Genomic DNA, 15,744 nt, shown 5'->3' on the forward strand with positions numbered 1-15,744 from the left:
TTGTTAATTCCTAAGGGATACGAATAAAATAGCAAAATTATATTATGTAATTTTAAGCAGTCGCTGTCTTGGAATGGGTGCTTTCTGAGGGTTTAGAAAAATAGTTTTTACTATATTTCGCATGATAAGAATAGCGATCAAACTCATTCGGTTTGACACCATTGATAACCATCCCTAAAACCTTTTGGGATAGGTTGGCATTAGTTATAGTTTCCTGCGCCAATTCAGCACTTTCAGTTTCGACTATGCCTGGTCTAGTTACAAATAAAATCCCATCGGCTAGTTTACTGAGGGTTAAGACATCTGCTGTTACAGATAATGGAGGGGCATCAATAACCACCAGATCATATTCTTTTCTAGCCATTGCAACTAATTCGCTCATTTCTAGTGAATCTAACAATGCCAGAGGATTAGGGGCAATTGTTCCTGAGGTTAGTAAGTCTAGTTGCTTCATTGGCTGAACCACCACCTGAGATATGGATTTCTTGTGCGCTACTATATCTTTGACTCCCGCTCGATTACTCACTTGCCATAGTTCATGTTGTGAAGCTTTTCTTAAATCACCGTCAATAATCATAACTTTACGACCTAACTGAGCCATTGCTGCTGCTAAATTGGCGGTAACCGTTGATTTTCCTTCTCCTGGAACTGAGCTAGTCATCAAAATAACTTTAGGTTGTCGTTTTATAGACAAAAATTTCAAGTTAGTTTGAATCATACGATAAATTTCGCTGGCAAAGGAATCCGGCTCCCTTTGAACGACAATTCCTCTTTGACTATCTTGAAGGGAGTCTAAGGGAATAATACCTAGAACTTGATAAGTAAACTTTTGCTTGACTTCGGGAATAGTTTTAAGAGTGCGATCCTGCATCTCAAGCAAAATTGCTGTCAGATTAGAGAGGAAGAGTCCCATCAATACTCCTAAAGCCATTAATGCCATTCTTCCCGTACTACCTTCTTCGGGAACTTTACCCAATTCTATGACCTCAGCATTACCTGTTTGTTGATTGATCAATAATTCCAGTTCTTGCTTGTTACCCAACAAAGTGCTGTAGGTAGAACGGGCACTGTCAACCTCACGTAATAATGATTGCTCCTGTTTCTCCAATCTAGGTATGTCTTTGGCTCGATCTAGATAGACTTGCTGATATTGATATAGAGAAGCTAGTTCTGTCTGTAAACTTAACTCCTCTATCTTGAGACCAATAAATTTTTCTAACTGATTTTCCTTAAGATTTCCGCTTTGGAGTAACCCCTCAGAAACTTGAGCTCCTACATATTGACGAATCAATTGTTGCAGTTGAGCATTTAAATTTTCTTTTTTCTCATTTAGGCTAGCAACGGCTGGGTGGTTATCTTTAAACCTCTGGCGTTCTTGAGATAATTGCGTTTCTGTAGCACCTAACTGCTCCAGAATACTTTGTACTTGGGGAGTACTACCTAGTTGATTAGCAGCGATCGCTTGTTTTAAATCTAAGCCTAATTGGTTTTGCAAACTACTAGTCTGAGCCTTCTTACCCTGAAGATCAGCTCCGACAGAGGAAATCTGACGGTTGAGATTTCCCAGTTCCGTGACTAAAATTCTTTTTTCCTCTTTGAGATCTACAACTTGATTTTTTTCATAAAAATCCTGTAAGCGAGATTCTAAAGATTGAAGTTTACCCTCTATTTTAGGAATAGTATTAGTAATAAAACTGTCGGCATTAACAGTAGCAGATTGATTACTAATCGCCTGTTCTTTAATATATATATCCATCAAGGCGTTTACAACTTTAGAAGCAGTAACAGGGTCTTGATCTCGATAGCTTAAGGAAATAACATCAGTTCCACCTACAATTTCTACATTCAATCGTTTCTCTAACTCTTTAGTATTGAGAGGATTTCCTTCTTCATCTTCTAACTTAAGCTGATCGATAGTTTGTTGCAAAACTGGCTGAGAAGTTATGCGCAACTCCTCTGTACTTAGAGGCGTTTGATCGTTTAATAATGAACTAAACTGGTTTGTATCTTCGCCAATATCAACTAAAGATCCTACTGGGTTCTTTTTGAAAAGAATTTTTCCTTCTGACTTGTACGTTTTTTCTAAGAAACTACTCAGAAAAGCCGTTGTACCAACCGTGAAAACAAAAACAGCAAAGGCTGGAACCCAACGTCGTTTTAGTTTTAATAAATATTCTCCTATATTGATGTCAAGCTCTTCTCGCTTGTTAAGATAAGCTCCTTTATCTTTTTGAAAATTAGCCATAAGTGTTTTTCCTTATATAATTTAAACTATTTCGCACCTTTACTTTAAATTAATTAATCCCATAGTATTTACTGTTATAAAAAATTTATAGGCGATAAGACAGGTGAGAATCTTAAAGTTTTAGTGAAGTTAAGGTCAAATAATATAAAAATATTAAAAAGTAACTTGACATACAATATTAGTTAACAGGTTAGCTTTGATTATATTCTTAGGATCAATTAACAATTAATTACGGTTTACTTAAAAATTTTAATTTAGCTTTATAGGCCTTATCAGATAAATGTTTATAGTTAGACTCATGAGAACCGAATCTCAATCAAGTTTTACTATTAGAAAACTATTTTAGATGAAAACACTTAGTTATGACTATTGTTGAAGTGGAACAACAAATATATAATTACGTCTTTTTATCTAATAAGATTTAACAGTGATTTGATTTATTAGAGTCTTTAGCTAATTCTAAATTATATTTTATATTCTATATTCATTTTCGTTACGCTCGGCAGGTTTTGGATCACAATGGCAAGATTTCATTTTTTAGCTTCACAAATGAATAAATTACTAAAAATCAATATATTCCACTGTTTAATTTTAAGCGTAGTTAGTTTACCTACAAATTACGAAATGGTTGTCGCCGAGACTATTGATGTAAAAAAAATATCAGTTAAGTCCAATCAGGCGATCAAAGGTCAATCTGGAGGCTCAGTTGATAGTCAAGGTTGTGGTTTTATCGCCGTTACACCTAACCATCAAATGAATGTTGAGGAAAGAATAGGTTATATGCGATTGACGGTACAAGCAACAGGTGGTCAGCCTACTTTGTTGGTCTTAGGACCTAATTTGGGGGATCGTTTTTGTGTATTAGGAGATGAAGTTTCGGGATTAAAACCTGAAATTTCAGGTGTTTGGGAAGTAGGAAACTACCAAATATTTGTTGGCGATCTCCTTGGAGAACAACACCAATTTACTTTGGATATTTCTACTGATAACTAAATGATAATTACTTAATCTCCTTGATCGATACTCTTAACAGAGACCTCTATTGCATCTACGTCAATCGTTCCAGGGGGAGTCAGTCTACTAAAATGGCCTGCTTCTATGTGTAATCTCTCTCCACAGCTCGGACAGTTAAATTCTGTATTTTTAAATCCCGTAAATTCATAGTTACATACGGGACATTTATCTTGAATCAATTTTCGCTTTAACCACCACTGAAACCCCCAAAAAGCAATCACAGGGGCAATAAAAAGTAAAGCTAATAAAATTAAAAAGCCGTTGAGCACCCAACCAAGACCAACACTAGTTAATAGGAAAGCAAAGAGAATCAGACTTAGCCAACAACCAAGACCAGATGTATTGTATTGAAGTAATTTATTAAACCGTTCATTCACTGTGATTAGACCCTCTTTCATTGAGAGTTTGAGGATTTTGTTTTCTAATTTTAGTTTAACTTGACCTCAACCAAGCAATCACAGCTACACTATATTGGCAACATAGTGTAACTGTAATTCTCCAAAATATTTCTGGTTTGATGCTCAGAAATAAACGAAGCTTCGCTCCTAACTGTCAGTCCCAGCCTTTTACTTAACTAAACTTTAGAGCTGAAAGCTAATAGCTGATAGCTGACAGCTTTAAAAGATAAATAAGTTCTTATACTGCTGGTTTATGACCAATCCAGTACTTACTCACAAAGTGATTTTCTACTTGAATATTCTTAAATCCAGCAACTTCTAAACGCTCTTCCAGATTGTCTGTCGTGTAATGTCGGTAATAGGGTTCGTGGAAAATAGCAGGGAAGTTATTCATTATAGTTTGAAAATCAGGGGAATCGATCGCCTGCATCGAATCACAAATGATAAATACTCCCCCTGGCTGTAGAACACGGAATGCCTCGTTAATCACCTGTTGTCTAGCTGCCGCAGGTAATTCATGGAAAAGGAAGACCGAAGTCAAACCATGAAAATAGTTATCTAAATAAGGCAATGCTTCAGCGTTAGCTTGAAGTAGCTGAGGTAATTCTCCTGATATTTCCGATAACAACTGATTGGCTTTGCGCAGATAGGCTGGAGATAAGTCGGTACCGAATAAAGATACTTTTGGTAAAGTACCGCGAATCATCCTTAAGGTTCGCCCTGTTCCGCAAGCTACATCGAGTACCTTTAACTGCTGGGAGGGTAGACTAGCAAAAGTTTCTAATCCTTGCTTAAGCGGTGCTAGGATTCGGCGACGCATGGCATCAGCAGCACCATTAAAGAGAATTTCCACCTGTAAATCATAGAGATTAGCTGACATATCGCTGAGATAGCCGTCAGTTTGATAATGGAAATTTTGTAAATAATAGTCAGGATAACCAGATTTGTCTATTGCATCATCAAATCTTTGATAGTCTTTTTGTTGTATTCTTTCCCAAATTTTCAGCAGATCTAGCCACATTTCTGGATAATACCGGAAGAAATCTGACCAAGGATTATCAAACAGCAAACTACTAGGGTAAATTTTTCGTCGGGCATCTTGCCAATCTTGCTCTTCTAGCTTTTTGAGCTTTGTCTGGAGCTTCGTCAATACTTCAGGCAGAAGGGGTTGACTTTTACTTTTCTGTTCAGGAATTACGGTATGGGTAAGGCGATCGCTTGCCTGCTTGTGAAGAAAAGCAAATATTTTTTTACTTTCTTGAAAGCCTTGGTAGGCCAACTTATTTAAAGGGTCGGGGATAAATTGCTCAAAGTTCGGTGTTGATTGCATGGATGTCGATTAAGATAATGGCACTTTGCCAGAGTTAATTGGATTTACTGGCTAAGAAAAATGAAGTTTTGTTTGTTTTTGTAAAAATATTATCTTAAGTATAATCAATCAAATCTCCACAGCACAGGATAATTTTGAGAATTTAGAATAAAAAATAGGGACTCCATAATTATGGTAAGTCCCTTGGTCATTTAAGAAGCCAGACTAAGAATATTAATCCACATATTCCACTACATCTTCAGTAGCAAAACGAACTTTAGGTTTATCAGCATATTTATCATCGGCAGCACGATAACCTGCTGGACAGAGAACAACTGAACTATATCCCTTGGCTGCTAATCCCAAGACTTTATCGTATTGTCCAGGGACAAAGCCTTCCATCGGCAAGGTGTCAATTCCCAGCATCGCTGCACAGGTCATAAAAAATCCTAGAGCAATATAGGTTTGTTTTGCCGCCCAATGATTGACATCAAAGCCTGAATCAATAGGCTGCTTTAAAAAACCTTTAATGACATTGGCAAACCCTTCTAGATCTTCAACAGCTACTTGCTGCACTTCTGCCATTCTCTGGATGTAATGATCTACATCTGATGCATTGAGGTCTTTCTTAATTGCCAATACGACTAGATGAGAAGCTTCTACTACTGGGGTTTGCCCCCAAGAATACTCTAAGAGTTTTTGACGTATTTCTGGGTTACGAACCACAAAAAATTTCCAAGGTTGCAATCCAAAAGAAGAAGGAGATAATACGAGGCTCTGTTCTAGGATTTTCCAGACTGACTCGGGAATTTTCCTTGTCGGATCAAATTTCTTAGTAGCATAACGCCACTGAAGTTGTTGAAGGACTTGTTCGGGAGTCAAAACTGCGTTGCTCATAGGGAAAAAACTAAATTTTGTTTAGTCTATAAGATAAAACAATTCAATTTTGTATGTCAGGTGTCATATCAAGTTCGGTTGAATACTTAAATTAAGAATGAGGTCAAGTAATAAGTAACAAGTAATAAGTTTTTCAGGTCTGCAATAAGCCTGTTTATTTCAATTAATTATCCGTACTTGATATCACGCGTGACAGCTTATTTATTTTAGGTCTATGGCTAGAAGTTCAATAAAAATATCATTTAAGCTAAATATTTCTGGAATGTATGCCGATTCAAGTTTAATATTTTGGTCTGCTTGCAAATATTGTTTTAATTGCCGAGAAGGTCTAAGTATAAAGATATTCTCAAATTGATTTGTGTAAGACAAATAATTTTCTGCCGGATTAATCAGTTTAAATTTTACTTGAGCAGATAAATAATGACTAAGAGACAACATATCCATCAAAGAATCTGCTTCTGCAAATATTAAAGGGGAATCTTGTTGATTAATAATCTGGGCAATCGGAATATTGTGAATATTGCGGTTTTTTTGATATATTGGCGATTTATTGAGGTTTAAAGTACAAGAAACAATCCCAACGGTCAATAATAATAAAGCGATCGCTCGCCAAAAAGTTTTAGTTTTAATCGATTGAAAATCATAATGTAAAAAAAGATATTTATTAAATGTATAAGCAACAGCTAACTGGATACCTATTTTGGAGGGCATTAAATAGCGGGGAGTAGCTGAACTTAGTCCTTGATTTATTAAGTCAAGAATAAATAAGGGTATTGGTATTGCCAGAATTAAACTGGCGATAAACATCCATGTATTTGTATTTGATTTATTTTTAAGATAATAGCTTGAATATGCTGATAACATCAGAATAAATAAAGCCACTATCGTACCAATAATTACCACTGGATTGAAATAATCGTGGTTTACTAGTATTGATGGATAATTAAATATCAAAATACTGACAATAAAAAAACAAAATACACCTGAATAACTGATGATTTTGTGTGTGTTTATAGAGAATTTGTTCCACAGAGATACAATTAGAAACAAACTGCTAAACAAGAATAAACTACCAACTAAAATAATCCCAATCTGAATCGGGTTTGTATTAGGATCTAGAGGCAAATCCCCAAAGATAAGTAAAATACTACCAATCCAAACAGCGATTACTGTTGCGAAATCAAAGTAATTACGCATCCAGGTGGTATTTTCATGTACCAAGTGAGTACTATTGAAAATTACTATTAACCAAGGTGAAAAAGCCAAGATGATAATTACCATTGCTAGCAAATACTTTTTCATCACTTGAAATTTAAAATTTTTTCTTAGTAATAGTAAATATACTCCTTGAGCGATCGCGACAAAAATAGAAAATAAAGAAGTATAAAAAGCAAAAATTGTACTAAAAATGTAACCTATCCAAGGCTGCCAGCTATTGCTCCGCAAAGCTTTGAGAAAACTAGCACTCATTAACAATAAGCCGATTGTCCATAGACTGTAAGGTCGAGCTTCCTGAGCATAAGCAACAAAAAACGGTGAAACAGACATTAAACTTACCGCTATCCAGCTAACTGTATAACTGGCAAATAACTCTCTGGCTAACCAATACAAACAGGGAAAAATTAACAAGCTGAATATAGCCGATAGAATCCTAATATTGGCTATTGAACTACTTGTTAACTGAACCAAAATACGAGTCAGTATAAAATATAAAGGAGCGTGTTCGGGGCTTTTTAATAAAGCATTAAAGGTATCCTGAATTGTTCTTTCAGGAGTTATTCGCTGATAGCTTAAAAGGGTATCAATATCTACAATATCTTGGCTAATTAAATCATCAATAATTTCGGCTTGAGTGTAACCAGCTACTCTCGTGATTGTGGCTGCTTCATCGACCCAAAATACTTTAGTTTCTAGATTGGCAAATCGAAAAAATACACCCAGCCCTAATAAAACGGTGATTAAAAATATTAATGAAAATTGATAAAAATGATGGCGATTACCAAAACGATCGCTTTTAGTCAAAAGACCCATTAAATTCTATGCTTGATTGAGCTACTTACCAGAAATTAATTAAACTGGCGATTGACAAAATTAGCAAGCGATCGCCTTGAAGTTTACCATTTTTCCTGAACTCTTTTTCCATAAATTAGCTTAAGCCCAATCGACTTCCGTAAGAAGACCAATGGTAGAAAGCGAATGAACTGTGCTACTCTACACCACAGTCAAATGATTTCGATCCAACCTTTATCAGCTATGCAATTAGAGCCTATTGCAATTATTGGCATTGGCTGCCGTTTTCCTGGCGCGAACAATCCAGAAGCCTTTTGGCAACTTATTCGAGATGGAGTAGATGCAATTTCAGAAGTGCCACCATCACGCTGGAATCTCGAAAAATACTACGATCCAGATTCCAACAAACCAGGTAAAACCCATAGTCGCTGGGGTGGTTTTGTAGATGATATTGACTGTTTTGACGCTCAATTTTTTGGTATTGCTCCAAGAGAAGCTGTGACCATGGATCCGCAACAACGTCTGTTGTTGGAAGTTACTTGGGAAACTCTGGAAGATGCCGGACAAATTCCTGAAGATTTACGGGGTAGCAACACAGGAGTATTTATTGGAGTTGGCACTCACGATTACTCAATTATGATGTGGCAGCAACCTGTAAATGAACCTTACGCAACGACGGGCACTGGCAATTGTATTGCTGCTAACCGCATTTCCTATACTTTTGATTTTAAAGGGGCAAGTTTGGCGATCGACACAGCCTGTTCCTCCTCTTTGGTAGCAGTCCATCTGGCTTGTCAGAGTATTTGGTCTGGTGAATCGACTATGGCTTTGGCTGGTGGGGTAAATATGCTGCTATTGCCAACGATTATGGTGGGCTTTACTAAAGGGGGCTTTATCTCTCCAGACGGACAGTGCAAGAGCTTTGACGCTGAGGCTAATGGTTATGTTCGCAGTGAAGGAGCTGGTTTGATTTTATTAAAGCCTCTGGCAGAAGCCCAGAGAGACGGCGATCGCATATATGCTGTAATTCACAGTACAGCAGTTAATCAAGATGGTTATAGTAAGGGATTAGCCGCACCTAATCCTAAAGCTCAGGAAGAGGTTTTAAGAGAGGCTTATCGTCGTTCGGGAATTAATCCGAGTGCAGTGGATTATGTTGAAGCACATGGTACAGGAACAAAAGTAGGCGATCCGATTGAAGCTAGCGCCTTAGGAGCAGTTTTAGGAAAAAATCGCCAGCCAGGAGATTACTGCCAGCTTGGCTCAGTAAAAACTAATATTGGTCACGTAGAAACCGCCGCAGGGGTAGCAGGAGTGATCAAGGTAGCCTTGGCATTAAAACATAAACAAATTCCTCCCAGTCTGCACTTTCATAACCCCAATCCAGAGATTAATTTTGAAGAATTACATTTGCAAGTATCAACTGAATTGACACCTTGGCAAACTGATACGCCCGCCATAGCAGGAGTCAATTCTTTTGGTTTTGGTGGTACGAATGCTCATGTGGTTATGGGAGAAGTACCTCTAGAAATTAAATCTCAAGAGGAAAATAATAATGATATTCCTTATATACTTAGTCTCTCAGCGAAAAATCAGCCCGCATTACGGGAATTAGCCAAGCAATATCTTAATTTACTGGATAATAGCAGTATAAATGTAGATCAGCTCTGTTTTACTGCTAATAACCAGCGCAGTCACTTTAATCATCGTCTTACCTGCGTTACTCAATCTCCGCAGCAGTTACAGCAGCAATTAACTGCTTACCTCTCCGATAATGAAATAGCAGGATTACGGTCAAATATCATTCCTAGCGATCGCCCTAATCCACAGATCGCTTTTCTCTTTACGGGACAAGGCTCACAATACCCAGATATGGGTAAACAGCTTTATCAGACTCAAGCAGTATTTAAACAGGCAGTCGATCGCTGTGCTGAAATCCTCGAACAATACCTAGATCGATCTTTATTAGAAATTCTGTATCCCTCAAAGTTTGATCCTCAGAACCCAACGCCCCAGATCAATCAAACCCAGTATACTCAACCTGCTATTTTCACCATCGAATATGCCTTAACTCAACTATGGATGTCCTGGGGCATCCAGCCTAATTTCGTCATGGGGCATAGTATCGGAGAATATGTAGCTGCAACTATTGCGGGGATTTTTAGCTTAGAGGATGCCCTCAAACTGGTGGCGAAAAGGGGCAAGCTGATGCAAGCTTTACCATCTGGGGGCGGAATGTTAGCTGTATTTGCCAGTAAAGATGACGTAGAACAACTAATTCAACCTTATCTTGAGCAAGCTTCAATCGCAGCAATTAATAGCCCTGAAAATATCGTCATTTCAGGAAATCAAAATACTTTAGATTTAATTCAGGGTGATTTAATTGCAGCAGAAATTAAATATACACCTCTGAAAGTATCTCATGCTTTTCATTCTCCCCTGATGAAACCGATGCTGGAAAAGTTTCAAGCGATCGCAGCAGAGATTTCCTATTCCCTTCCCCAAATCCCGATTATCTCCAACGTTACAGGACAACTTGCAGATAAAGCGATCTCCACTCCTGATTATTGGGTAGACCATATCTTGCAACCAGTTAAATTTGCTGATGGGTTTAAATTTCTGTCTCAGCAAGGGACTGATATTTGCTTAGAAATTGGTGCCAAACCGAGCTTATTAAGTTTGGGTAAGGCAATTATTTCCGACACCATAAAACAACCTTTATTTCTGCCGAGTTTGTCTCCGAAACAGGATAACTGGCAGATAATGCTCAATAGTCTGGTCCAACTTTACCACCAAGGAATTAAAGTTAATTGGAATCTGGATGATAGAAAATCAACTCCTAGCTTAAGGCTTCCTACCTATCCTTTCCAACGTCAGCGATATTGGTGGGAACCAGAGGATTTATCTGCCAGTACTGAATTTAATTATCGCAGTAAGTTTCATCCTTTACTCGGCGATCGCCTGGATTTAGCTGATAGTTCGGAAATTCGCTTTCAAAGTCAAATTAGTGCTAATAATCCCTTCTACCTGAAGGATCATTGTCTAGAATCTCAAGTTGTCTTTCCTGCCACAGCCTACTTGGAAATAGCTCTGGCAGCAGGCAGTCAGATATATGAAACTAGCCATCTAAAACTAGAACAGTTTACAATTCATCGACCACTATTATTATCAGACAAGGTAACTAAATTACAGGTGTTGCTAACCCCTGATGAATCTGGTTATGGCGTGCAGATTTTTAGCTGCGAGCAAGCTGATTTTGTTCTGCAAGCTGAAGTTGCCCTAAGTCAGCCAGAATCGACAGCAATTGAACAGCTAAATATACAGGAATTACAACAACAGTTAACCTCTTATCCCCAAGCGATCGCTGATTACTATGAGCAGTTACGCCAACAAGGATTAAGCTATGGTAACAGCTTTCAGGGGATTCAGCAGATCTGGCAGGGAGCAAACAGAGCGTTAGGAAAGATTAAGTTACCAGAAACTTTAGTTACCCAAGGCTATCAACTACACCCAGCTTTATTAGATTCCTGTTTACAACTGGTTGGTGCGGCTTGGTCAAATGACGATGCGGGTCTGTATTTACCTGTAGGTATTGAGTCTTTTCAGTTTTATCAATGTCCAGAGGATGCTGTCTGGGCTTATGTGCAAGTAAAGCCAGGTAATCAAATTATTAAAGCCGATTTTCAGTTAATTAACGAATCAGGAGAAATAGTCGGGGCGATCGCTGGGTTGGCTCTACAATATCTTAGTCGTCAATCCCTCAGTAAATTACTTTCTATTACTTCTACTGAGTCAGCAGATAAAGTAGATAAACATGTCTATGAAATTAAATGGCAAGAGCAAAAACTAGATGATATTAGCCAGCGTACTGAGTCTTTATCAAACAAATGGTTGATTTTTGCCGAACAAAATGAATTTGCCGAACAGTTGAGCGCAAATTTAGGAACTGAGAATTGTATTTTGGTTTTTCCTGGTGAACAGTATCAAACTTTAGGCGAGAGAAAATATCAGGTTAATCCTGTTAAAATTGAACACTTTCGACAATTATGGGCAAATCTTGATCGCTCAGCAATCTGGGGAGTAATTCATCTTTGGGCAATAGAAGAAAATCAAACGCTGTTTGAAAATACACTAGAAGATATAAAAGCAAAACAAACTAAAAGTTGTGCCAGTTTGTTGCACTTGATGCAGTCAATAGAGCCAAGACGGTTTAAACAACTGTGGTTAGTAACTTATGGAAGCCAATTACAATCCAATCCTAATTTTTCAGGCTCAGTTTGGGGTTTGGGTAAAACTATAAATCAGGAATATCCCAACTTACGCTCTGTATGTCTCGATTTAGAAACTCTGGATGTAGATATCTTAATCAGAGAAATACAGTCAGATAGTTCAGAAACTCAAATTGCCTATCATAATCAACAACGCCACGTAGCCAGATTAGTAGAACAACACAACAATGTAACAGATAGTTTTCGTCTTCAGCTATCTGATTATGGCACTTTAACTAATCTCAATCTGGCACCATTACAACGTAAAGTTCCCGCACCTGGAGAAGTAGAAATTCAAGTATGCGCCAGTGGTGTTAACTTCCGTGATGTACTGAATGCCTTGGGAATGCTCAAAGAATATTTAGAGCAAATGGGCTTTACCGACTCGACCCAAGTGCCTTTTGGTGGCGAATGTGCAGGGGTTGTGGTAGCGGTAGGAGAAGGAGTAACTGATTTTAAAGTCGGCGATGAGGTAATTGCAGCACAGGCAGTAGGTAGCTTGAGTAGTCATCTGACTGTGCCCGCTAAATTTGTGATTAGTAAACCCAGAAATCTTAGTTTTACGGAAGCAGCTACGATTCCCACCACTTTTTTGACAGCCTATTACGGCTTAAATTATTTAGTCAAAATTCAACCAGGCGACCGCATTTTAATTCATTCCGCAGCAGGAGGAGTCGGACAAGCAGCGATTCAGTTAGCACAACAGGCAGGAGTAGAAATATACGCTACGGCATCTCCTGGTAAATGGGATTTTCTCAAAGCTACGGGAATTCAATATGTGATGAATTCCCGTAACCTCGATTTTGCCCAGGAAATTATGGAGTTAACTAAAGGGGAAGGAGTTGATTTAATTCTCAATTGCTTTAATGGCGATTTTATTCCGAAAAATCTCGAAATACTATCTCCTAAAGGTAGATTTGTGGAAATCGGCAAGGTGGGTATTTGGAGCAAAGAAGAAGTAGCCGCAAAACGGGCAGATGTTAGTTATTTCCCCTTTGATTTATTAGAGGTATCTAATAGTAACCCTGATTTAATCGAAACCCTATTTAATGAATTACGCCAGCAGTTTATTACAGGTAAATTAAAACCATTACCTCATAAAGTTTTTCCAGTCGCCGAAGCAGCAAATGCCTTTCGTTACATGGCACAGGCGAAGCATATTGGTAAGGTAGTTATTTCCATGCCTAGTAACGGGAATTTAGCCATCGCCAAACCCGATGCTAGCTATCTAATTACGGGAGGATTAGGAGCATTAGGCTTACAGGTAGCTGGTTGGTTAGTAGAACAAGGGGCAAAGCATTTAGTTTTACTAGGTCGTAATCAGCCATCAGCAGAGGCTCAAATAAAAATTTCTGAGCTGGAAAAAACTGGTGTTGTCATTCAGACTCAATCAGTAGATATTACTAATTACCAACAGCTAGAAGCTGTAGTTCAAGATTTAGAGTTTCCGTTGCGGGGTGTGATTCATGCAGCAGGGATTATTAATGATGGTTTATTAGAAACCCTTGACTGGGAAAGCTTTCAAGCTGTTTTAGCGCCCAAAGTACAAGGGAGTTGGAATTTACATCAAGTAACGCGATCGCAACCTCTAGAATGGTTCGTCTGCTTTTCTTCCATTGCTTCAGCATTTGGTTCAATTGGTCAAAGCAACTATGCTGCTGCAAACGGGTTTATGGATAGTCTGATGCAATATCGACGTGGTTTGGGTTTACCAGGCTTAAGTATTAATTGGAGTATCTGGGAAACGGGAATGGCACAGCAGCTAAACACTTCTCAGCAAAAACGGTTAAGCCAACAAGGATTGAAAGCGATCGCACCCGAACAGGGTGTAGATATTCTGCAAGAGCTATTACAAAAGCAGTCTGAGCAAGCGATCGTTTTTCCCGTAGATTGGTCAAAATTCCTCGAAAATGTCAACGATCCTTTCTTTGAGCAACTACGACCAGAAGTAGAAGATCAATCAGCAGCACCAGTCTCCACTTTTTTACAGCAACTAGCCACTACTCCAACGGGCGATCGCCATTTAGTATTACAAGAACACATACGCAGTCAGTTTGCGACAATTCTTGGCTTTAACGATCCTGAAGCCATTGACACCCAAGAGAAGTTTGCCGACTTGGGTATGGATTCTCTCATGGCAGTAGAGTTTAAAAATAGCCTTCAAGCTAGTTTAGGTAATGCGGTATCTCTTACAGCAGCCTTTGATTACCCCACTGTAGAACTATTAACGGAATATATAGCAGGGGAATTAACTGAAGAGATACTTGTAAAGGCAAAAGGCTGTTTGCCCGCTCAAAAACAGGAATATTCACCCGCACAGCAGCAAAATCCCACACCTAAAACCCAACCCCTAAAACCCAACACCCAATCCCCCAAAATAAATCCTGCTTTCTATCAGTTTCAACTCACCCCCGAATATATTAATCTCAAAAAAGACTTAGAACGGGTCGAAAAATTGGGTAATCCTTTCTTTTCTGTCCATCAGGGAATTGCGGGAGATACAACTCAGATTGGCGATCGCCAGCTAATTAATTTTTCTAGCTACAATTATTTGGGGATGTCTGGCGATCCAGTAGTTAGTCAAGCAGCCCAAAATGCGATCGCCAAATACGGAACATCGGTTTCAGCCAGTCGCCTATTATCTGGGGAACGACCATTACATCGGGAACTAGAACAAGAAATAGCTGATTTTCTGGGTACAGAAGACTGTATTGTTTATGTTGGCGGTCATGCAACTAACGTAACCACGATTGGACATTTGTTTAATCCCAATGACTTAATTATTTGTGATTCTTTGAGCCACAATAGTATTCAGGAAGGATGTCATCTATCTGGCGCAACTATTATTGAGTTTCCTCATAATGACTATCAGGCTTTAGAGGAAATCCTAAATCAGGAGCGAGAACAATATCAAAAAGTATTAATTGCGATCGAAGGTGTTTATAGTACTGATGGAGATCTAGCACCATTACCCGAAATAATTAAGCTCAAACATCAATACAAGACCTTTTTACTAGTAGATGAGGCTCATTCCATTGGTACTCTTGGCTTGTCTGGTAGAGGCATCGGGGAACACTTTTGTGTCCAACCCACCGATGTGGACTTCTGGATGGGAACACTAAGTAAATCTTTTGCTAGCTGCGGTGGCTATATCGCAGGATGTAGAGAACTTATCGAGTATCTTAAATATACTGCTCCTGGCTTTGTGTTTAGTGTTGGGATGTCTCCAGCAAACACTGCTGCTGCACTAGCCGCAATTCAATTACTCCAAGAAGAACCAGAACGAACGATTCAATTACAAAGCAGAGCTAAATTCTGTTTAGATTTAGCCAAAAGTTACAACCTCAATACAGGTTCTAGTGCCGATTCTCCTATTATTCCTATTATCGTCGGCGAACCACAAAAAGCTGTCACCTTATCTCAAATTCTTGGTCAACAGGGTATTAACGTTAACCCGATGGTTTATCCTTCAGTTCCTTATGATGCTGCTAGATTGCGCTTGTTTATTACTTGTTTGCACACTGAATCACAGATTACAGAGACTTTATGCAAAATAGTGAAAGCTGTTCAAGAATTTTAAATCAGATTCAGTTATTCGCTAAA

7 protein-coding genes are annotated in these 15,744 nt (G+C 38.4%); 2 read left to right on the forward strand and 5 right to left on the reverse strand.

What is annotated here, in order from left to right:
* Positions 1 to 52 precede the first annotated feature (52 nt).
* On the reverse strand, positions 53 to 2,245 hold the full coding sequence (locus PLEUR7319_RS0108440; protein WP_019504782.1) for a polysaccharide biosynthesis tyrosine autokinase: 2,193 nt from the start codon (positions 2,243 to 2,245) through the stop codon (positions 53 to 55).
* A 549-nt stretch (positions 2,246 to 2,794) separates the two neighbouring features.
* On the opposite strand from PLEUR7319_RS0108440, the gene PLEUR7319_RS0108445 reads away from it, so the two are divergent.
* Positions 2,795 to 3,238, forward strand: coding sequence for a hypothetical protein (locus PLEUR7319_RS0108445; protein ID WP_026102395.1), 444 nt, complete (start codon positions 2,795 to 2,797; stop codon positions 3,236 to 3,238).
* Between the two features lie 11 nt (positions 3,239 to 3,249).
* On the opposite strand, the gene PLEUR7319_RS0108450 is transcribed toward PLEUR7319_RS0108445, so the two are convergent.
* From PLEUR7319_RS0108450 to PLEUR7319_RS37925, 4 genes are all read right to left on the reverse strand, one after another.
* Positions 3,250 to 3,636 (reverse strand): hypothetical protein, encoded by a 387-nt coding sequence (locus PLEUR7319_RS0108450; protein WP_026102396.1) that lies wholly within the window; start codon positions 3,634 to 3,636, stop codon positions 3,250 to 3,252.
* Between the two features lie 259 nt (positions 3,637 to 3,895).
* Positions 3,896 to 4,987, reverse strand: coding sequence for a class I SAM-dependent methyltransferase (locus tag PLEUR7319_RS0108455; RefSeq protein WP_019504785.1), 1,092 nt, complete (start codon positions 4,985 to 4,987; stop codon positions 3,896 to 3,898).
* Between the two features lie 213 nt (positions 4,988 to 5,200).
* Positions 5,201 to 5,863 carry an NAD(P)H-dependent oxidoreductase gene (locus tag PLEUR7319_RS0108460; RefSeq protein WP_019504786.1) on the reverse strand — a complete coding sequence of 221 codons (663 nt, stop codon included), beginning with the start codon at positions 5,861 to 5,863 and terminating at the stop codon, positions 5,201 to 5,203.
* Between the two features lie 201 nt (positions 5,864 to 6,064).
* Entirely contained in the window at positions 6,065 to 7,894 is a 1,830-nt protein-coding gene (locus PLEUR7319_RS37925; protein WP_019504787.1) for a glycosyltransferase family 39 protein, read from the reverse strand.
* A 165-nt stretch (positions 7,895 to 8,059) separates the two neighbouring features.
* On the opposite strand from PLEUR7319_RS37925, the gene PLEUR7319_RS0108470 reads away from it, so the two are divergent.
* Positions 8,060 to 15,721, forward strand: a complete 7,662-nt coding sequence (locus tag PLEUR7319_RS0108470) for a type I polyketide synthase (RefSeq protein WP_237743540.1) — start codon at positions 8,060 to 8,062, stop codon at positions 15,719 to 15,721.
* The last annotated feature ends 23 nt before the right edge of the window (positions 15,722 to 15,744 follow it).

This window comes from Pleurocapsa sp. PCC 7319, from assembly GCF_000332195.1.
Taxonomy (GTDB): domain Bacteria; phylum Cyanobacteriota; class Cyanobacteriia; order Cyanobacteriales; family Xenococcaceae; genus Waterburya.